This window comes from Streptomyces sp. NPDC034049 (genome assembly GCF_055575575.1).
This window is the reverse complement of sequence record NZ_JBVISJ010000002.1, coordinates 492,034-512,162: the sequence shown is the minus strand read 5'-3', so window position 1 is coordinate 512,162 and position 20,129 is coordinate 492,034. Positions and strand designations below refer to the sequence as shown.

At 71.5% G+C, this 20,129-nt stretch carries 17 protein-coding genes; 10 read left to right on the top strand and 7 right to left on the bottom strand.

Features of this window, described 5'->3' with window-relative positions; all coding sequences use genetic code 11:
* Positions 1-38 precede the first annotated feature (38 nt).
* The 3 genes from ACZ52C_RS07080 to ACZ52C_RS07070 all read left to right on the top strand — a co-directional run bounded on the left by ACZ52C_RS07080 (position 39) and on the right by ACZ52C_RS07070 (position 5,903).
* Entirely contained in the window at positions 39-1,529 is a 1,491-nt protein-coding gene (locus tag ACZ52C_RS07080; protein ID WP_469073784.1) for an ABC transporter permease, read from the top strand.
* A 71-nt stretch (positions 1,530-1,600) separates the two neighbouring features.
* The gene (locus ACZ52C_RS07075; RefSeq protein ID WP_469073783.1) at positions 1,601-2,284 is read left to right on the top strand and encodes an ABC transporter ATP-binding protein; all 684 of its coding nucleotides are present in this window, start codon (positions 1,601-1,603) and stop codon (positions 2,282-2,284) included.
* A gap of 244 nt (positions 2,285-2,528) precedes the next feature.
* Entirely contained in the window at positions 2,529-5,903 is a 3,375-nt protein-coding gene (locus tag ACZ52C_RS07070) for a S8 family peptidase (protein WP_469073782.1), read from the top strand.
* Positions 5,904-5,971: 68 nt separating this feature from the next.
* On the opposite strand, the gene ACZ52C_RS07065 is transcribed toward ACZ52C_RS07070, so the two are convergent.
* A complete protein-coding gene (locus ACZ52C_RS07065; protein ID WP_469073781.1) occupies positions 5,972-6,892 on the bottom strand; it encodes a helix-turn-helix domain-containing protein in 921 nt (306 codons plus the stop codon).
* 181 nt (positions 6,893-7,073) lie between these two features.
* Here ACZ52C_RS07065 and ACZ52C_RS07060 point away from each other — a divergent pair, with 181 nt between their 5' ends.
* From ACZ52C_RS07060 to msrA, 3 genes are all read left to right on the top strand, one after another.
* Positions 7,074-8,117 (top strand): NAD(P)-dependent alcohol dehydrogenase, encoded by a 1,044-nt coding sequence (locus ACZ52C_RS07060; protein ID WP_469073780.1) that lies wholly within the window; start codon positions 7,074-7,076, stop codon positions 8,115-8,117.
* A gap of 130 nt (positions 8,118-8,247) precedes the next feature.
* Entirely contained in the window at positions 8,248-9,090 is an 843-nt protein-coding gene (locus ACZ52C_RS07055) for an MBL fold metallo-hydrolase (protein ID WP_469073779.1), read from the top strand.
* 168 nt (positions 9,091-9,258) lie between these two features.
* On the top strand, positions 9,259-9,771 hold the full coding sequence (gene msrA, locus ACZ52C_RS07050; protein WP_230219778.1) for a peptide-methionine (S)-S-oxide reductase MsrA: 513 nt from the start codon (positions 9,259-9,261) through the stop codon (positions 9,769-9,771).
* A gap of 151 nt (positions 9,772-9,922) precedes the next feature.
* Here the strand turns inward: msrA and ACZ52C_RS07045 are convergent, their stop codons facing one another.
* The 3 genes from ACZ52C_RS07045 to ACZ52C_RS07035 form a co-directional block, all read right to left on the bottom strand.
* A complete protein-coding gene (locus tag ACZ52C_RS07045; RefSeq protein WP_469073778.1) occupies positions 9,923-11,020 on the bottom strand; it encodes a hypothetical protein in 1,098 nt (365 codons plus the stop codon).
* Positions 11,017-12,657, bottom strand: coding sequence for a M48 family metalloprotease (locus ACZ52C_RS07040; RefSeq protein WP_469073777.1), 1,641 nt, complete (start codon positions 12,655-12,657; stop codon positions 11,017-11,019). The genes ACZ52C_RS07045 and ACZ52C_RS07040 overlap by 4 nt, the downstream gene beginning before the upstream one ends.
* A 160-nt stretch (positions 12,658-12,817) precedes the next feature.
* Positions 12,818-13,936: a hypothetical protein gene (locus ACZ52C_RS07035; RefSeq protein WP_469073776.1), complete on the bottom strand. Its 1,119-nt coding sequence runs from the start codon at positions 13,934-13,936 to the stop codon at positions 12,818-12,820.
* 242 nt (positions 13,937-14,178) lie between these two features.
* On the opposite strand from ACZ52C_RS07035, the gene ACZ52C_RS07030 reads away from it, so the two are divergent.
* Complete coding sequence (locus ACZ52C_RS07030; RefSeq protein ID WP_045563161.1) at positions 14,179-15,333, top strand: cystathionine gamma-synthase; 1,155 nt, start codon at positions 14,179-14,181, stop codon at positions 15,331-15,333.
* 35 nt (positions 15,334-15,368) lie between these two features.
* Here the strand turns inward: ACZ52C_RS07030 and ACZ52C_RS07025 are convergent, their stop codons facing one another.
* From ACZ52C_RS07025 to ACZ52C_RS07015, 3 genes are all read right to left on the bottom strand, one after another.
* A complete protein-coding gene (locus tag ACZ52C_RS07025; RefSeq protein WP_469073775.1) occupies positions 15,369-15,617 on the bottom strand; it encodes a hypothetical protein in 249 nt (82 codons plus the stop codon).
* Positions 15,614-16,105 carry a sigma factor-like helix-turn-helix DNA-binding protein gene (locus tag ACZ52C_RS07020; RefSeq protein ID WP_469073774.1) on the bottom strand — a complete coding sequence of 164 codons (492 nt, stop codon included), beginning with the start codon at positions 16,103-16,105 and terminating at the stop codon, positions 15,614-15,616. The genes ACZ52C_RS07025 and ACZ52C_RS07020 overlap by 4 nt, the downstream gene beginning before the upstream one ends.
* A gap of 81 nt (positions 16,106-16,186) precedes the next feature.
* Positions 16,187-16,681, bottom strand: a complete 495-nt coding sequence (locus tag ACZ52C_RS07015; protein ID WP_177261938.1) for a MarR family winged helix-turn-helix transcriptional regulator — start codon at positions 16,679-16,681, stop codon at positions 16,187-16,189.
* Positions 16,682-16,845: 164 nt separating this feature from the next.
* Between ACZ52C_RS07015 and ilvA the strand changes: the two genes are divergently transcribed.
* The 3 genes from ilvA (at position 16,846) to ACZ52C_RS07000 (ending at position 20,118) form a co-directional block, all read left to right on the top strand.
* Positions 16,846-18,075: a threonine ammonia-lyase gene (gene ilvA / locus ACZ52C_RS07010; protein ID WP_469073773.1), complete on the top strand. Its 1,230-nt coding sequence runs from the start codon at positions 16,846-16,848 to the stop codon at positions 18,073-18,075.
* Positions 18,076-18,253: 178 nt separating this feature from the next.
* Positions 18,254-19,276, top strand: coding sequence for an ATP-binding cassette domain-containing protein (locus tag ACZ52C_RS07005; protein WP_469073772.1), 1,023 nt, complete (start codon positions 18,254-18,256; stop codon positions 19,274-19,276).
* Complete coding sequence (locus tag ACZ52C_RS07000; RefSeq protein ID WP_469073771.1) at positions 19,273-20,118, top strand: ABC transporter permease; 846 nt, start codon at positions 19,273-19,275, stop codon at positions 20,116-20,118. Before ACZ52C_RS07005 ends, ACZ52C_RS07000 begins: the two co-directional genes overlap by 4 nt.
* Positions 20,119-20,129: the final 11 nt, after the last annotated feature.

Genomic DNA, 20,129 nt, shown 5'->3' with positions numbered 1-20,129 from the left:
CTTATGCCTTCATCACGCGGCGTCCCTAGCTTGCCGCCATGTTCTTCACCTACCTGAGGCGCGAACTGCGCCGCCGCAGAAAGGCGGCGCTCGTCGTCGCCTCCGGCCTCGCCCTGGGCATCGCGCTGGTGATCGTGGTCAGTTCCGTGTCCTCGGGCATGGAGAAGGCCCAGGCCACGGTGCTCGAATCCCTGTACGGCCTGGGTACGGACATGACCGTCACCAAGGCCGCCGCCGCACCCGGCGACAACGGCGGCCAACGTCCCCGGTTCGAGTTCGACGCCCAGGACGACGACTCCGACGAGGAGCAGAGCAGCGACCTCGTCCGGGTCCAGGGCTTCCAGACGCTGGCGAGTTCGACCGTCACCGAGGTCGGTGAGCAGGAGGGCGTCGCGGAGGCCGTCGGTGGTCTCAGCCTCCAGGTCGTCAAGGTCGACGGGCAGTTCCGGCGCGGGCAGTTCCAGCAGGACGAGGGGGCCGGGGGCGAGCAACAGGGCGGCCCCGGCGCCGGCCGGAACGGCGGCACCGGGCAGCCGCAGGGGCGGGTCGAGGGCGGCGGCGCCGAGTTCGACGTCGACAACTACTCCGTCTACGGCACCGACGTCACCGAGCCCGAGCTGGGCCCGCTGACCTCCTCGAAGATCACCAGCGGTCGTACGTTCAAGACGTCCGAGACGAACGCCCAGGTGGTCGTCGCGGACAAGTCGTACGCCAAGGAGAAGGAGCTGAAGGTCGGGGGCAGCGTCACGATCAACAGCGTCAAGTACGAGGTCATCGGGATCGCGACGCCCGACAGCGGGGACGCGGCGGCCAACCTCTACATGCCGCTGAAGCAGGCGCAGACGCTCAGCGAATCCCCGGACAAGATCACCACGATCTATGTCAAGGTGAGCGACTCGCAGCGGATCGACAGCGTGAAGGCGGCCATCCAGAAGAACATCTCCGGGACGACCGTCACCACCTCCGCCGACCTCGCCGACACGGTCTCGGGGTCGCTGTCCACCGCGTCCGACCTCGCCGCGAACGTCGGCAAGTGGCTGTCGGTCGCGGTGCTCGTGGCCGCGTTCCTGGTGGCCGGGCTGCTCACCTCCTCGGCCGTGTCGCGGCGCGTGCGGGAGTTCGGCACGCTCAAGGCGCTCGGGTGGAAGTCGGGGCGGGTGACCCGGCAGGTCGTCGGCGAGGCCGTCGTCAACGGACTCGTGGGCGGCGCGCTCGGGATCGCGCTGGGCCTCGGCGGGGCCTACCTGGTGACCGCGATCAGCCCGACGCTCCAGGCGGAGATCGGCGCGAGCGGCGGTGGGTTCGGCGGTGGACCCGGCGGCGGGCCCGGCGGCTTCGCCGGTGGTGCCGGTGGTGGACGCCAGGCCGCCTCGAACGCGCTGGACGTGGCGCTCACGGCACCCGTCAGCGTCACGACGATCGGCGTGGCGGTGGGGCTCGCCGTCGCGGGCGGCTTGATCGGGGGGGCGTTCGGCGGCTGGCGCGCCTCCCGGCTGCGGCCGGCGGACGCGCTGCGGCGCGTGGAGTAGGCGGGCCCGGCGGCACGACCGTCCGCGTCCGGCCCGGCCACCAACCCTTCTGTCTCTTCCGGGAGTTGCACATGTACGTACTCAGCGGCGTCACCAAGCGGTACGCGCGGGGCAAGGACACCGTGACCGCGCTCGACGCGGTCGACCTCACCATCGCCGACGGGGACCGGCTGGTCATCCAGGGGCCCACCGGCGGCGGGAAGTCCACGCTGCTCCAGATGCTCGGCGGGTTGGACAAGCCGTCCGGCGGGAGCATCGAACTCGACGGCACCGATCTGGCGAAGCTGTCGGAGGCGAAGCTCACCAGCGTGCGGAGCCAGACCATCGGGTTCGTGTTCCAGAGCTTCAACCTGATCCCGACCCTGACCGCGCAGGAGAACGTGGAGACGGCTCTCGTGCCGCTCGGGGTGAAGGCGAAGGAGCGGCGGGAACGGGCCGCCGAGGCGCTGGAGTCGGTGGGCCTGGGCGAGCGGCTGGGGCATCTGCCGGCCGAGCTGTCGGGCGGTCAGCAGCAGCGCGTCGCCATCGCCCGCGCGCTGGTGAAGCGGCCCAAGGTGCTGCTCGCCGACGAGCCCACCGGCAACCTCGACGAGTCCACGCGCGACGAGATCATGGAGGTCCTCCAGACGCTGTGGAAGGAGCACGGGCTCACGTTCGTCATGGTCACCCATGACTCCGTCCTGGCGAAGCAGGCCCCCCGGGTCGCGACGATCCGCAAGGGGCGGATCACGGTGAAGGAGAACGCCGGGGCGTGAGCAGGGCGGCCGTTCCAGGGGCACAGAGAAGTGTCGGCACGGGGCGCCGGGGCGCGGAGTCCGGGGCGCGTGCGGATCGCGCGTGGCCCGGCGTTCGCCGCTGTGCGCCCGGCCGCGAGCCGTGTGGCACGAGTTGACCCCCGGTCATACTGCGTAGACCGGGGGGAATTGACGCGTATGTGTGCGGACAGTCCCCTGGCCGGATGAACCGGGTCAACCGGAACAGCGGACTCGAGGGGGAGACTTGCGCAGACATGTGAAGCGTGCGCGTACGGCTGCGACCGCCCTGGCGTCGGCCGTGGTGGTGACGGCGGGAACGGCCCTGGGGACGACGGCGGGCCTGACCGGCGCGGCGTCGGCGATATCCGGGCGCACCACCGGCACGACCCTGGCCGGCCCCGACACCCGGGGCGCGGGAGCGGGGGCGAGCCACCGCATCACCCTGGTCACCGGCGACCGCGTGCGCGTCGACGCCGAGGGGCGGGTGCTGGGTCTGGAGCGGGCGAAGGGCCGGGAGGGCGTACCGGTGCAGCTGCGCCGGGCCGACGGCCACACGTATGTGCTGCCGGCCGACGCGTCCCGGCTCATCGCCACCGGAAGGGTCGACAAACGGCTCTTCGACGTCACCGTGCTGAACCGCTCGGCGACCCGCACCTCCCAGCAGCAGGGCCTCAAACTGATCGTCGGCTACTCGGGGACCGCCGCCGGGGCCCGCGCCGACGTGCGGGAGGCCGGCGACACCGAGGTCCGGCGCACGTTGAAGACCCTGAACGCCGACGCGGTGCTCACCCCGAGGGACGATGCCGCCGAGCTGTGGAAGGCCGTCACCGACGCCGACGGCACCACCGCCACCGGGGTCGCGAACCTCTGGCTGGACGGCGTCCGCACGGTCAGCCTCGACACCTCGGTCGCCCGGATCGGCGCCCCCAAGGCCTGGAAGGCGGGCTTCGACGGCAAGGGCGTCACCATCGCCGTACTGGACACCGGCATCGACACCACCCACCCCGACCTCAAGGGCCGGGTGAGGGCCGCAAAGAACTTCTCCGCCTCGCCCGACACCACCGACAAGTACGGTCACGGCACGCACGTCGCCTCCATCGCGGCGGGCACCGGGGCGAGGTCCAAGGGCAGGTATCGGGGCGTCGCTCCCGGAGCCGAGCTGCTCAACGGCAAGGTGCTCAGCGACGAGGGCTACGGCGACGACTCCGGCATCATCGCGGGCATGGAGTGGGCCGCCGAGCAGGGCGCCGACGTGGTCAACCTCAGCCTGGGCGGCGGCGACACCCCCGAGGTCGACCCGATGGAGGCGCAGATCGACAAGCTCTCCGCCGAGAAGGGCATCCTCTTCGCGGTCGCCGCCGGCAACGAGGGCGACGGGCCGCGGACGGTCGGCTCGCCGGGCAGCGCGGCCGCCGCCCTCACCGTCGGCGCCGTCGACGACAAGGACAGGCTCGCCCCGTTCTCCAGCCGCGGCCCCACGGCGGACGGCCGGATCAAGCCCGACGTGACCGCGCCCGGTGTCGCCGTCACCGCAGCCGCGGCCCCGGGCAGCGTCATCGAGGAGGAGGTCGGCCAGAAACCCGAGGGGTACCTGACCATCTCGGGCACGTCGATGGCCACCCCGCACGTCGCGGGCGCCGCCGCCCTGCTCAAGCAACAGCACCCGGACTGGACGTACGCCGAACTCAAGGCCGTCCTCGTCGCGTCCGCCAAGGGCGGCCCGTACACGCCGTTCGAGCAGGGCTCGGGCCGTATCCGCGTCGACCGGGCGATCAAGCAGCGCGTCGTCGCCGACCCGGTCTCGGTCGACTTCGGCGTCCAGGAGTGGCCGCACACCGACGACAAGCCGGTGACCAGGAAGCTCACCTACGAGAACCTCGGCGGCAAGGCCGTCACCCTCGCACTCTCGGTGACCGGCACCGCCCCGGACGGCAAGCCCGCCCCGGCCGGCTTCTTCAGGCTCGGCGCGAAGAAGGTCACCGTCCCGGCGCGCGGCAGGGCCTCCGTGAAGGTCACCGTCGACACCAGGCTCGGCGGCCGCGTCGACGGGGCGTACTCGGCGTACGTCGTCGCCGAGGGCGGTGGCCAGGGCGTACGCACGGCGGCGGCCGTGCACCGCGAGGCGGAGTCGTACGACGTCACGCTGAAGATGATCGGCCGGGACGGCGGGCCCGCCGAGCACCACATGCTCGATCTGACCGGCGTCTCGGGGCTCGCCGAGGACACCTGGTTCACGCCGTACGACAAGGACGGCACGGTCGAGCTGCGGGTGCCGGAGGGGACGTACATCTTCAACGCCGGGATCGTCGTGGATCCGAAGGACTACGGCAAGGGAACGGCCTGGCTGTCCCGGCCGAAGCTCACCGTCGACCGGAAGACGTCCCTGGTGCTGGACGCGCGCAAGACGGAACCCGTGGACATCACCGTGCCCGACACGGCCGCCGAACCGGCCTTCGCGGCACCGGAGTTCACCCTGCGGGTCGGCGGCGGCGGATACACCTTCGGGTGGCTGCTCGACACCTACGAGGGGTTCCGCACCGCACACCTCGGTCCGCCGGTCACCGGCGGCAGGCTCAGCCAGAACTGGGTGGGCCAGTGGACCGAGGGCGACACCGAACAGTGGGCGGTCGCCACCGGGGGCGAGGTCGCGAAGCTCGCCACCGGCTTCACCAAGCGCTGGAAGGAGGGCGAACTGTCCACCGTGCGGACCGGCCTGGGCTCCTCCGCCGAGGGGAAGACGGGCGCCGTCATCCCCTGGGCCTGGCTCCCCGGCAGCTCCGGCTCACCCGCCGTCGGCGTCCCGCAGCCGCTGCCCGGCACCCGCACACTGCACCTGTCCGCCGTGCGCGGGGTGAAGTGGAGCCTGGACTTCGAGCAGTACGGCGCCGAGGACGAACAGGGCTTCCCGCTCCTGGACGCCTACTACACGACCGGCGACAGCCACACCTTCAAGGCGGGCCGGACCTACGAACAGACCTTCAACGTCGGCGTCCTCGGCCCCAGGATCGCCGGGTTCCACGGCATCCGCCGTGACGGGAACACGCTGTACGGGCTGCTGCCGATGTTCGCCGACGGACGCGGACACGCCGGGGCCTCCTTCTACGAGAAGGTCACCACGGTCCTCCACCGAGACGGGGTGAAGCTGGCCTCCGGCGAGGACGCGCTGGACGGGTCCGGGCAGTTCAAGGTGCCGGCGGGCCCCGCCACCTACCGTCTGACGACGTCGATCTCCCGCTCCGCCGACCTGGCCAGGTCCTCCTCCCGGATCGACGCGAGCTGGACCTTCAGGTCGGAGAAGACCGCGAGCGACAGGAAACTCCCGGTCTCCACCGTCCGGTTCGGCGCCCCGTTCCTGGGGCTCGACAGCACCGCCCCGGCCGGCACCGAGGGCACCGTCCGCGTCAGTGTGCAGGGCGCGGCCAGGGGCGGGAACCTCAAGTCGCTGGCCGTGTACGTGTCCGGGGACGGGAAGAAGTGGACGAAGGTGGCCCTGAAGAACAGCAGGTTCACCCAGCGGGCTCCGGCCGCGGGCAGGAGCGTCTCCCTGCGAGCCGTGGTGACCGACAAGAAGGGGAACAGGTCCACGGTGACGATCCACGACGCGTACTTCGGGAGGTGACGGACGCGCCGAGGGCCGTCACCGGCGCAGGGCGGCTTTCAGGATCGGGTGACGCCGTGGCCGGGTGGCTACGGCGTCGCCGTCGACGCGCGCGCCGCGTCCGTGCCCCAGCTGGCCAGGAGACGCAGGGCGTCGGCGGAGGGGGAGCCCGGTTCGGCGTGGTAGGTGATCAGGCTCTGCTCGTGGTCGTCGGGGAGGTGGAACGTCTCGAAGGAGAGGGTGAGTTCACCGACGAGGGGGTGGTGCATGCGCTTCACCCCGTGGCTCTTCTCCTTCACGTCGTGCGTCGCCCACAGCCGCCGGAACTCCTCGCTCTTCACCGACAGCTCGCCCACCAGCGCCGACAGCAGCGGATCGTCCGGATGGCAGCCCGCGTCCATCCGCAGATAGCTGACGATGTCGGCCGCCTTCTGGTCCCAGTCGACGTACAGATCGCGGTAGTCGGGCCGCAGGAACACCATCCGCGCCCAGTTCCGGTCCTGCGCCGGCAGCGCCGACCAGTCCCCGAACACCGCCGCCGCCATCCGGTTCCACACGAGGATGTCCGAGCGCCGGCCCGTGACGTACGCGGGAATGCCGTCGAGGGTGTCGATCAGCTGCCGCAGGGCGCCCCGCACCTGCTGCGGCCGGACCGACCGCTTCTTCTTGTGCGCCTTCGGCTTCGCGAGATGCGTGAGGTGGGCGTGCTCGGCGTCGGTCAGCCGGAGGGCACGCGCGATGGAGTCGAGCACCTCCGCCGACACATTGCGCCCGTTGCCCTGCTCCAGCCGCGTGTAGTACGCCACCGACACCCCGGCGAGCTGTGCCAGCTCCTCCCGGCGCAGCCCGGGGACCCGGCGGTGCCGTCCGAAGGCCGGCAGGCCCACGTCCTCCGGTTGCAGCCGGGCCCGCCGGGTGCGCAGGAACTCGCTGAGCTCGGCGCGCCGGTCCAGCGCCCCGGCGGCCTGTCCGGCCTGGGGGTCCCGCGGGGCTTCGGGCTGTTCGTCCATACGGCAAGTATTCATGGTCGTACGACCACACGGGCCGGTGAGCCTGACCCCGCCAGTGGTAGGACCGCCGGACGTACGCAAAGCCGTGACCTGGGTGATGCGCGGGATATCGGGCAGGCTGGTTCTCGCAGCCGGCCGGAAGGCAGGCCGGATGCGGGACGACGATCAGGAGAATTCCGGCATGACCACCACAGTTGCCGCCTATGCGGCGCCCGCCGCCAAGGCTCCGCTGGAGCGCACCACGATCGAGCGCCGCGAGGTCGGTGAGTTCGACGTACTGATCGACATCAAGTACGCCGGTATCTGCCACTCGGACATCCACCAGGCCCGCGAGGGCTGGGGCGAGGCGATCTTCCCGATGGTCCCCGGCCACGAGATCGCCGGTGTCGTCGAGGCCGTCGGCTCCGGCGTCACCAAGTTCGCCGTCGGCGACAAGGTCGGCGTCGGCTGCATGGTCGACTCCTGCCGCGAGTGCGAGAACTGCCGGGCGGGCCTGGAGCAGTACTGCCTCAAGGGCAACGTCGGCACGTACAACGCCGTCGGCAAGGACGGCGAGCCCACCTACGGCGGCTACGCGCAGAAGATCGTCGTCGACGAGGCCTTCACCCTGCGCATCCCCGACGGCATCGCCCTCGACGAGGCCGCGCCCCTGCTGTGCGCCGGCATCACCACGTACTCCCCGCTCAAGCACTGGAACGCCGGCCCCGGCAAGAAGGTCGCCATCGTCGGTCTCGGCGGCCTCGGTCACATGGGGGTCAAGCTCGCGCACGCGCTCGGCGCCGAGGTGACCGTGCTCTCGCAGTCCCTCAAGAAGCGCGAGGACGGCCTGAAGCTGGGCGCCGACCACTACTACGCGACCAGCGACGAGGCGACGTTCAAGGAGCTGGCGGGCACCTTCGACCTGATCGTGTCGACGGTCTCGGCGCCCCTGAACCTGGACGCCTACCTCTCCCTGCTGAAGACCGACGGCGCCTTCGTCAACGTCGGCGCCCCCGAGGAGCCCGTCGCCCTCAACCTCTTCTCCGTCATCGCCGGCCGCAAGACCCTCGCGGGCTCCGGCATCGGCGGTATCCCGGAGACCCAGGAGATGCTGGACTTCTGCGCCGAGCACGGCCTCGGTGCCGAGATCGAGCTGATCCGCGCGGACCAGATCAACGAGGCGTACGAGCGGGTGCTGGCCAGCGATGTGCGCTACCGGTTCGTGATCGACACCTCGACCATCTGAGCGGCGTCCCGTCGTGTGTCGCGGCGCCCGGATGCGGGTGCCGCGGCACGGCCGGACCATGGAGGCAGCGGGGGAGAGACAGGCGGCGCGACGCGATCACCACCCGGGGGGCCGACGAGGTGTGAGCGACATGCCCCTGCAGAAGACCCGTCCGGGCACGGTCCACAGGCTGCGCCCGGACATCAGTGTTCTCGCCGACAGCCTGGAGGTGCCCGGGATCGGGCACATCCCGGTCAACGCGTTCGTCCTGCTGTCCGCCCAGCCGGTCGTGGTCGACACCGGCCTGGGCCTGCCCGACCGGAACTTCGTCGAAGTGGTCAGTTCGGTGCTGGATCCGAAGGACGTGTGCTGGATCTGGCTCACCCACCCCGACCGGGACCACACCGGCGGCCTCTTCGACCTGCTCGCGGCGGCGCCCGGCGCCCGGGTCGTGACGACCTTCGTCGGCGCGGGGATCCTCTCCTGCGAACGCCCGCTGCCGCTCGACCGCTGCTACCTCCTGAACCCCGGCGAGACGATGGACATCGGCGACCGCACCCTCACCGGTTTCCGCCCGCCGCTGTTCGACAACCCCGCCACCGTCGGCTTCTTCGACGACCTCTCCGGTGTCTGCTTCAGCTCCGACTGCTTCGGCGCGCCGCTCGCCACGGCCGACCTCGCCCAGGCGGGCGACGTCCGGGACGTCGCAATCGACGATCTGCGGACCGCCCAGCTGCTCTGGGCCACGGTGGACAGCCCCTGGGTCAGGACGGTCGACATGGACAAGTACCTCGCGACCATGCAGCCGCTGAAGGACCGCAAGCCCGACCTGGTCCTCTCCACCCACCTGCCCCCGGCGGCGGGCATCACCGGGTCCCTCCTGGACACCGTCGCCACGGCCCCGGACGCCCCGCCCTTCACCGGCCCGGACCAGGCGGCCCTGGAACGGATGCTGGCGGAATTCGAGCCGAAGGGCGGCGGACACGGCCCCTGAGGGGCCGCGGCCCCTCAGGGGCCGCGCGCTTCTCTCCGTGCCGCACGACGGGACCGGCACGGAATCGCTCGAAGACCTCGTGCGTTGAGGACGGTGGGCATCGGACTGGCGGCGGTGTGCGAGACGAGTACGCCGAGTCACCGAGCTGACATGCATGGGAGGGTCGCGATGACCGCGCAGACGCAGAGGGCCGTGCTGGCGGGCGGATGTTTCTGGGGAATGCAGGACCTGATCCGCCGGCTCCCGGGAGTGACGGCGACCCGGGTCGGATACACCGGGGGCGACGTGCCGAACGCCACGTACCGGAACCACGGCACGCACGCGGAGGCCATCGAGATCCTGTTCGACCCCGAGAGGACCGACTTCCGCGCGCTCCTGGAGTTCTTCTTCCAGATCCACGACCCGAGCACCAAGAACCGCCAGGGCAACGACATCGGCCTGAGCTACCGCTCGGCGATCTACTACGTGGACGACGAGCAGAAGCGGATCGCCGAGGACACGATCGCGGATGTGGACGCCTCCGGCCTGTGGCCGGGCAAGGTCGTCACCGAGGTGGAGCCGGTCGGGCCCTTCTGGGAGGCCGAGCCCGAGCACCAGGACTACCTGCAGCGTTACCCGGACGGCTACACCTGCCACTTCCCGCGCCCGGGATGGCGGCTGCCCGCCCGCACGGAGGGCTGACCGCGAGAGCCCGCCCGCACGAGAGCCGACCGCGAGACGGCCCGACGCCCCGGCGGAAGGCGGGCTCCGCAGCTGGGCCGTGAACGAGCGGGCGGTGTCCGGAACGTTCCGGACACCGCCCGCACACCTGGGCCCCTGGGGCCCGTCCCGCTCAGTCGGCCGAGGACGCCGCGGCCACCGCCTGCGCCGAGGCGTTGCGGATACGGCAGTAGTACTCGGCCATCGCCGCGCCGTCGCCCTGATAGCGCCACGGCAGCGCGTTGACGTACCCGTCGACCAGCCTGAACTGTTCGAGGGCGGCGTCGTCGCGGTCCTGGAGGGCGAGGTAGTACGCGAGCAGGTGCCGGAGTTCCGGCAGGCGGGGGTGGGTCGGGTCGGCCGCGGCGGCGTCCGCGAGACCGGCGTCCACCCGGCCGATCATCGTCGGGGTGCGGTCCGCCTCCGCGTCGTCCGACGTGTCGTGCTCGAAGTGCGCGATCAGCGGCAGAACGGTCAGCAGGCCCCCCAGCGGCGCGTTCGCCGCGGCCCGCTCGGCGAACTCCGTCGCCAGCTTCTCCGAGCCCCGCCACTTCGCGCACCAGTACTGCAGCGCCGAGAAGTGGGCCTCGTAGTGGTGCGGCGCGCGGGCGGTGATCTCCGCCCAGAGCCTGTCCATCTCCGCGTGCGGATAGCCGAGCCCGAGGGCGACCGTGATCTCCGTGACGTACGGAGTGGGGTCGTCGGGGTTCAGCAGCGCGGCCCGCGCGATCTCCTCCCGGGAGCGCTCCAGCATCCGGTGGAATCCGGCGAACTGCTCCTGGGTCGTGTACTTGGCCTTCTTCGCGCCCCGCAGGGTCCCGGCGAGGAAGACCGTGCTGCGGGCGCGGACCACGGCCGCGTCCGGGTCGTCGGGGCGGTCGGCCTCCCAGGCGAGCAGCCACTCGTCGTCCTCGGCGGCGATGTCGGCGAGCAGGGCCGTCGCGCGGGAGCGCCGGTCCCAGTCGCGGCCGATGTCCTGCATCAGCTTGGCGCCCGCCTTCCAGTCGCCGCCGCGCACGGCCGCGAGCGTCGCGTCCCAGCCGGCGGGCAGCGCACCCGCGTACTCGGTGTTCTGCCGCTCCGCGGGCAGCAGCCCCATCGATTCGGCGACGCCCGGGTCGACGTCGCCGCTGGGGCGGAAGAACTCCTTGAGGAAGACCCCGGCGATCCAGAGGCCGAAGAGCAGGGTCGGCACCGCCAGGACGGCCAGTATCCACAGCAGTACGGTCATCGCGGGGCGTCCGTTTCTCTGGCGGCGGGGCCTTGGGGGGTGGGCAGCAGCATGCGCAGCGGGCGCGTGTCGGGGTGGTCGGCGACGGCCGCCTCGATCGCGGCGCCGAGGTCGGTCTCGGTGCCGTCCGGTGCGGGCGCCAGCCGGACCGCGGCCGGTTCCGACCAGGAGAACTCCCAGCTCAACCGGGAGTGCACGCTCAGTTCGGCCAGCACCATGCCCTGCAGCGCGTCGGCCAGCGCGGGCCGCACGAACTCACGGAAGGCCCGGCCCTTGGCCTCGGCCGCCTGGTCGGACAGGGGCAGCCGCCGCGCCAGCTGCCACAGCTGACCGTCGTCGATCACCTTGAGCAGCGCGGCCAGTGTCGGGTGCTCCTTGGTGTACATGGCGAGCGCCCGGTGCAGCGGGGTGTCGAGGGAGGCGAAGTTCGCGACCATCGACCCGTCGAGCAGCTCCTGCCAGTCGCCGGTGCGCCGGAAGCGCAGCACGTCCTCGGTGAGGACCGCGTCCTCCAGCGCCGCGAGGGTCCGGTCGGGGTCGGCGAGCAGGCCGAGCGCCGGGCCCCTGGCCTCGTCGGTGCGGCCGTCGGCGGGCAGCGCCTCGATCCGCTCGACGCGGTCCGCGATGGGCGGGTGCGAGTCGTACGGCGAGGCCGGCTCGGTCGGCAGGTCGGTGCGCAGGCCGACCAGTTCGAGCTGGCGGGCGGAGAGCATGCGCCCGTATCCGCCGAAGAACTCGCCGCGCGGGGGCATCAGCCGGGCCTCGGCGCCGAGCGTGGCGTAACTGTTCATGTAGAAGCCGAACGCCGCGTCCAGCGCCGGGATCTCGCGCAGGGCCGACGCGGTGGCGTCCCGGCCGGCGATGCGGGCGGACGCGAGGTCGGCGGCGTACTCCTGGCGGCGTGAACCGGCGAGCGTGGCGCGGATGTACAGCTTGGCGTAGCCGATGTAGATCTTCGCCATCGCGCGGTACGAGATGCCCGCGTGCCCGGTGTCGATCTCCCTGGTCTTCTTCCCCTTGGCCGCGGCCTTGGCGTTCTTCTTCTCCTGCCGGGCCCGCTCGCGTCCGGCGGTCCTGTCGGCCCGGTCCTCGAAGTGCCGGACGGTGCGCAGCACCTGGGCCCGGCCGCGCACGGTGAGGGCGGCGAGGCGGGTGTCGGAGTTCGAGTAGTGGCCCAGCTCATGGGCGAGGACCGCGCGCAGCTGCGCCTCGGTCAGGCCCTGGAGCAGCGGGACGCCGAGGTAGAGGCGGCGCGGGCCGGGGAGCAGGCCGAGCAGCCGGGCGTCCTCGCCGACCGCGGCGTTGACGTCGGCCGTCAGGACGATCCGGGAGGGCGCCCGGGTGCCGACCCGGTCGGCCAACTCCCGTACGGTCCGCCACAGTTCGGGCTCGTCGGCCTCGGTCACCGGCAGGCCGGGCGGTTCCTCGCCCTTGGGTGTCCGCAGCATGAACAGACCGCGGACCAGCGGGATCGCGAGCAGTACGGAGACCACGTACAGCTTGGCGGCGACGCCGGACGGAGCGTGCAGATGGAGCAGGTAGTCGGCGCCGACGAGCGCCGCGAGCAGGATCACGCCGAGCAGATAGAAGCCGGCGAGCAGCACGAGGGCGCGCAGTGCGCGCAGGGTCGCGCCCATTGGGCAGGTTTCCCCCCACGGAAAGATCGCGAACGATCATGTATACGGTGAAAACGGTCGGTCTAGGACGTGTCCATGACCAAAGGTGTGAGGGGCGGAGTATTTCGCACGGATGTGCGGGGTCGCAAGGGCTTACTGGACGGCCGGGTCGCTCAGGGGTTCAGTGCGGAAGAGTCGCCGGGCTGCCGCCGTTCGCCTCGTACCCCGCCACCGCCAGCGCCCGGTATATCGCGTAGTCCGCGGCCGGGTCGGAGGTGAGGGTCCAGGGCAGGGCGCCCACGTGGCCGTCGACGTGGACGAGCTGGTTCATCGCCTCGGACCAGCGCTCGGAGCGGACCAGGAAGAAGATCAGCAGATGGCGGACATGGGCCAGCATCGGATCGTCGGGGCGCGCGGCGTGCACCGCGAACAGGGCGCCGTGGATCGCCTTGGTCACGACCTCGCTCTCGTAGAAGCCCTGCACCAGGTTCACCTCGGGCAGGTGCTCGAAGACCGCGAAGAGCGGCATGGCCGCCAGGAGCGAGCCCTGCGGCGCCCGGGCGGCGGCCGCCTCCGCGAAGGAGTACGCCAGCTCCCGCGAACCGTGCCACTTCTCGCACCAGTAGTGCAGGGCCGCGAGATGGGCGCCCATGTGCGCCGGCGCCCGGTCCAGGATCTTCAGCCAGAGCTGCTCGAACTCCGCACGCGGGTACGCGAGCCCCCGCGCCACGGACAGCTCGATGAGGTACGGGATGGGGTCACCGGGGGCCAGCAGCGCCGCGTCGGCACACGCCGACCTGGCCTCCTCCATGATGATCCGGAAGTCGTCCGTGCCCGGGGTCGACGTCCGCCACGCCTGCTGCACCAGGAACTCCGCGTGCACCGCCGCGCCGCCCGCGTCCTTCGGCGCCTCCGCGCGCCACACTCGCAGCCACTGCCCGCCCGGCGTTGCGCCCACCCCGCCGGGCCGCTGCGCCAGCTCCAGCGCCGCCGCGCCCGCGAACGCCTGCACCCGCTGCCATCTGACCTCGCCGACCGCCTCCGTACCGGCCAGCAGCTGCTTCGCCGCGCGGTAGTCCTGGGAGCGCTGCACCACGTCCAGCACGTCCAGCAGATCCTGGTCGGGCCCCGGCATCCGCACGTCCAGCAGCTCCTGGCGCATGAACCCGTACTCCGCGGGGTCGGCCGCGTCCGGATGCCCCGCCTCGACCTGCTGAATGCCGGCCCGCCGCCGCGCCACGATCGGCCACACCACGAACCCGACCATGAGCATCGCCATCAGGACCCAGAGAATCTCCATGCGACAAGGGTTCCAGACGCCGCCGACAATTGCCCAACCCGGTCGCGGACCTGTGAACAACTCCTGAGGCGGACCTGTGGACAACTCCTGAGACCGCGCGATGGCCAGGGGCGCGGACCGTGTCCGACGCGCGGCCCCGCCACCTGGGCAGGACCGGCCACGAGCATCTGTCATCGACCGTTCACAGGCCCCCCGGGCCATTGGGCACCCAACACCCGGCGCACCGCTTAGGCTCGATACCCATGAGCGACACCCACACCAGCCAACACTTCGAGACCCTCGCGATCCACGCGGGCAACACCGCGGATCCCCTCACCGGCGCCGTCGTCCCGCCGATCTACCAGGTCTCGACCTTCAAGCAGGACGGCGTAGGCGGTCTGCGCGGCGGCTACGAGTACAGCCGCAGCGCCAACCCCACCCGCACCGCGCTGGAGGAGAACCTCGCCGCCCTGGAGGGCGGGCGCCGCGGCCTCGCCTTCGCCTCCGGGCTGGCTGCCGAGGACTGCCTGCTGCGCACGCTGCTCAGCCCCGGCGACCACGTGGTCATCCCCAACGACGCGTACGGCGGCACGTTCCGTCTCTTCGCGAAGGTCGTCTCCCGGTGGGGCGTGGACTGGTCGGTCGCCGACACCTCCGACCCGGCGGCCGTCCGCGCCGCCATCACCCCCAAGACCAAGGTCGTCTGGGTGGAGACCCCCTCCAACCCGCTGCTCGGGATCACCGACATCCCGGCCGTCGCCCAGGTCGCCCGCGAGGCCGGCGCGAAGCTGGTCGTCGACAACACCTTCGCCACCCCCTACCTCCAGCAGCCGCTCGCACTCGGCGCGGACGTCGTCGTGCACTCGCTCACCAAGTACATGGGCGGCCACTCCGACGTCGTCGGCGGCGCCCTGATCGTCGACGACCAGGAGCTGGGCGAGGAGCTGGCGTACCACCAGAACGCGATGGGCGCGGTCGCCGGTCCCTTCGACTCCTGGCTGGTGCTGCGCGGCACCAAGACGCTCGCCGTCCGCATGGACCGGCACAGCGAGAACGCCACCAAGGTCGCCGACATGCTGACCAGGCACCCGCGTGTGGCCGGCGTCTACTACCCCGGCCTGCCCGAGCACCCCGGTCACGAGGTCGCCGCCAAGCAGATGAAGGCGTTCGGCGGCATGGTGTCGTTCCGGGTCACCGGCGGCGAGGAGGCGGCCCTGGAGGTCTGCAACCGTGCCAAGGTGTTCACCCTCGGCGAGTCCCTGGGCGGCGTCGAGTCCCTGATCGAGCACCCGGGACGCATGACGCACGCCTCGGTGGCCGGCTCGGCCCTGGAGGTGCCGGCCGACCTCGTGCGCCTCTCCGTGGGCATCGAGAACGTCGACGACCTCCTGGCCGACCTCCAGCAGGCCCTGGGCTAGACACCCGGCCCGGGACCGGTCCCGGCCGCGGGCGTTCACCAGTCCGTCACCGGTGGGGTCGTCGTCGACGGCGGCTCCACCCAGGGACGCGTCGTCAGCGCCCACACGAAGAACGCGACCACGGCGGCCGTCAGCACCAGCCACAGCAGACGGCGGGCCACGGTCCGGCGCCGCAGCATGCGCCCGCCGCGCAGCATCGCCGCCGCGCACAGATCCGGCGGCACCTGGACCGGCCTGCGCTCCAGGATCCGCCGCACGGCCGTCTCACGCTCCCGCAGACTCATGACGGCGCCACCTCCACCACCTTCTTGGGGACAGGCTCACGCGGGGGATGCAGGACGGTCGCCATCGCGCGCAGACAGATCGTCCGCACCCGCTCGACGGGCAGCCCGAGCAGCGCCGCCGTCTGCTCCTCGGCGACCCCCTCGTAGAGCCGCAGGACCAGGATCAGCCGCTCCTGCGGGCTGAGCTCGCGCAGGACGCCCACGCGCGCGTGGCGGAAGAGAGCGTGGTGGTGCCAGGCCGCACGCGCGAAACGGACGGCCAGCTGCTGACGGGTCCGGTCGTAGGGGTCCTCGCCACGCAGCCGGTCCCACGTGGCGTACGTGTGCGCGAGGGCGTGCGTCAGCAGCCGCCGCGCGCGCGGGTTGTCGTCCGGCGCCTCCGCCGTGAACAAGGTGGCCGTCTGCAGCAGCCGCCCCGCCGCACCCGCGACGAACGCCTCGAACTCCCGTGCCCGGCGGGCGCCTTGGACTACTTGCCGATCTCGCACCGCGCCTCCCGCCTGAGGCCGGCCCTGACGGGAACAGGGCCCGATCTCATATGAGGCCAGGAGCGGGGGCGCGGTCAAGGGTCAGGAGGGCGACGGTGCCTCCGGCGCCGCCGCCATGCGGGTGGAGAGCGCCGTGTTGAAACGGGTGAGGAGCGAGCAGAACGCCTCGCGCTCCTCGGGCTGCCAGTCCTGGGTGAGTTCGGCCATCAGCTGACGCCTGGAGGAACGTACCTCCTCAAGGCGGGCGAGCCCACGCGGCGACAGCTGGAGCACCACCGCCCGGCCGTCCTCCGGGTGCGAGGTGCGCTTGACGAGACCGGTGTCCACGAGCGGCGCGACCTGACGGGTGACCGTCGAGGAGTCGATCCCCATGCTCGCCGCGAGCGCCTTGACGCCCATCGGGCCTTCGTTGTCGAGGCGATTGAGCAGCAGGTACGCGGCACGGTCCATGGAGTTGCGCACCTGCCCGACGCCGCCGAGCCGGGTCTGTTCGGCACGGCGCGCGAACACCGCGACCTCGTGCTGCAGCGTGTCGAGAAGACCGGTGTCACCGACGGTCGTCATGTCCATCGACATTTCAGGTGTTGTGGGCATGGCCAAAGGCTCAATTCATGCGTGGGGCGCTGGGTTGGGGGACAGAGTACGCGGACCGGGCGCGGGGTGTACCGGCGCCGCTGAAACCCGTCCCGCGCCTTGGTCACACCCGCGTTCCACCGCTGTGAACTGCGAGACTGGTGGTCATGAGCTACAGCACGGCTGACTCCTTTCCGGTGGTGACGCTCGACGACGTGCGAGGCGCCCAGAAGATGCTTACCGGCGTCGCACGTGTCACCGCGATGGAGGGCAGCAGGCATCTGTCGCAGCTCGTCGGCGCGCCGGTGCACTTCAAGTGCGAGAACCTCCAGCGGACGGGCTCGTTCAAACTGCGCGGCGCGTACGTCCGGATCGCCGGTCTGCTGCCCGAGGAGCGCGCCGCCGGTGTCGTCGCCGCGAGCGCCGGCAACCACGCCCAGGGCGTCGCCCTCGCCTCCTCCCTGCTCGGGGTGCGCTCCACGGTCTTCATGCCGAAGGGCGCCCCGCTGCCGAAGATCAGCGCGACCGAGGAGTACGGCGCCGAGGTGCGGCTGCACGGCACCGTGGTCGACGAGACGCTGGCCGCGGCCCAGGAGTACGCGGCCCAGACCGGCGCGGTGTTCATCCACCCGTTCGACCACCCTGACGTCATCGCGGGTCAGGGCACGGTCGGCCTGGAGATCCTGGAGCAGTGCCCGGAGGTGCGCACGATCGTCGTCGGGGTCGGCGGCGGAGGACTCGCGGCCGGTATCGCGGTCGCGGTGAAGGCGCTGCGGCCCGACGTGCGGGTCGTCGGCGTCCAGGCGGAGGGCGCCGCCGCGTATCCGCCGTCGCTGGCCGCCGGGGTGCCCGTGGCGGTCGCGAACCCGGCGACGATGGCCGACGGCATCAAGGTCGGGCGGCCCGGCGACGTGCCGTTCGGGATCGTCGCCGAGCTGGTGGACGAGGTCCGCACGGTCTCGGAGTACGACCTCTCCAGTGCCCTGCTGCTCTGCCTGGAGCGGGCCAAGCTGGTCGTGGAACCGGCCGGCGCCAGCCCCGTCGCGGCCCTGCTGCGCGAGCCGGGGTCCTTCGAGGGCCCGGTCGTCGCGGTGCTCTCCGGCGGCAACGTCGACCCGCTGCTGATGCAGCGCATCCTGCGGCACGGCATGGCCGCCGGCGGCCGCTACCTCCAGGTACGCCTGCGGCTCACCGACCGGCCCGGCGCCCTCGCGACACTTCTGGGGGTGTTGTCAGGGGTCGACGCTAATGTCCTGGACGTGAGCCACGTACGGACCGACCCCCGGCTCGGGCTCACGGAGGTGGAGGTCGAACTGCACCTGGAGACGAGGGGCCCGAAGCACTGCGCCGAGGTCAACCTCGCCCTGCGCGAGGCGGGTTACACCGTCATCGACTGAGGCCGGCGCCTTTTCGAACCGCACGCGTCACCCGTTCGGGTAAGTCCATTGAGAGACGCGATACATCGCGTTATGGTGTGTCTCGTGTCCGGTTCGTCGTTCTAGTCGCTCCGCCGTTCCGCTACTTCGCTGTTCGCTGTTTCGCTGTGAAAGAACCCCGACGACGTGGAGAAATCACATGCCAGCCGCCATCCAAGCCGAAGGCCTGGTGAAGACCTTCGGTGACGTAAGAGCCCTCGACGGCGTCGATCTCGACGTCCCCGAGGGCACCGTGCTGGGACTGCTCGGGCCGAACGGCGCGGGCAAGACGACCACCGTCCGCTGCCTCACCACCCTGCTGCGACCCGACAGCGGCAGGGCCGTGGTCGCCGGCATCGACGTGCTGAAGGACCCCGACGCCGTCCGGCGCTCGGTCGGGCTCTCCGGCCAGTTCGCCGCGGTCGACGAATATCTGACGGGCCGCGAGAACCTGCAGATGGTCGGCCAGCTCTACCAGATGCGGGCCAGGGACGCGAAGGTGCGCGCGGGTGAGCTGCTGGAGCAGTTCCACCTCGCCGACGCCGCCGACCGCCCCGCCAGGACCTACTCCGGCGGAATGCGCCGCCGGCTCGACCTGGCCGCCGCGCTGGTGGTGTCGCCGCCGGTGATGTTCATGGACGAGCCGACCACCGGACTCGATCCGCGCAACCGCCAGCAACTGTGGGACGTGATCAAGCAATTGGTCTCCGGCGGCACGACGCTGCTGCTCACCACCCAGTACCTGGAGGAGGCCGACCACCTCGCGCACGACATCGCCGTGGTCGACCACGGCCGTGTCATCGCCCGCGGCACCTCCGACCAGCTCAAGGCCCGCACCGGCGGCGAGCGCGTCGAGGTCGTCGTGCACGAGCGCGAGCGCATCCCGGCCGCCGTCGAGGTGCTGACCGGCTTCGGCAAGGGCGGGACCACCGTCGAGGAGCACACGCGCAAGCTCACCGTGCCCGTCACCGGCGGCGCCAAGCTCCTCGCCGAGGTCATCCGCGAGCTGGACACCAGAGGCATCGAGATCGACGACATCGGCCTGCGCCGCCCCACCCTGGACGACGTGTTCCTCTCCCTGACGGGACATCTCGCCGAGGTGAAGGACGAGACCGGGACCGAGGGGCAGGGGGAGGCGGCCGACGCGAAGGGGCGCGGCCGCAGGAAGGAGGGGTCCAGGTGAGCACCGCCACCGGAACCGCACGCGTCGCACCGTCCGGCAACCCGTTCACCCGGTCCGTCCGGGACTCGCTGGTCGTCGCCAAGCGCAATCTGATCCGTATGTCCCGCATCCCGGAAATGGTGATCTTCGGGCTCATCCAACCCATCATGTTCGTGGTGCTGTTCACCTATGTCTTCGGTGGCTCCATGAACATCGGCGGGACCACCGACCCCGATGTCTACACCGAGTTCCTGATGGCCGGCATCTTCGCGCAGACCGTCACCTTCGCCACCGCGGGCGCGGGAGCGGGCATCGCCGACGACATGCACAAGGGGCTCATCGACCGTTTCCGCTCGCTGCCCATGGCGCGCGGTTCCGTGCTCACCGGGCGGACGCTCGCGGACCTCGTCCAGACGGCGCTCACCCTGGCCGTGCTGGCCGTGGTCGCCCTGCTCGTCGGCTGGCGCACCCACACCAGTGTCGGCGAGGTGCTCGGCGCCTTCGGCCTGCTGCTCCTGCTCGGATACGCCTTCACCTGGGTCGGCGCGCTGATCGGGCTCTCCGTGCGCACCCCCGAGGCGGCCACCTCCGGTGGACTGATCTGGCTCTTCCCGGTCACCTTCATCTCGAACGCGTTCGTGGACTCCAGCAGGATGACGCCCTGGCTCCAGCACGTCGCCGACTGGAACCCGTTCAGCGCCACCGTCCAGGCCTGCCGCGAACTCTTCGGCAACCCGGGGGTCTCGCCGTCGGACGCCTGGCCCATGCAGCACCCGGTGTGGGCCTCGCTGATCTACTCGGTCCTCATCATCGTCATATTCCGAACCCTGTCCGTGCGGAAGTACCGCTCGGCGGCGGCATGAGCGGCCACCGC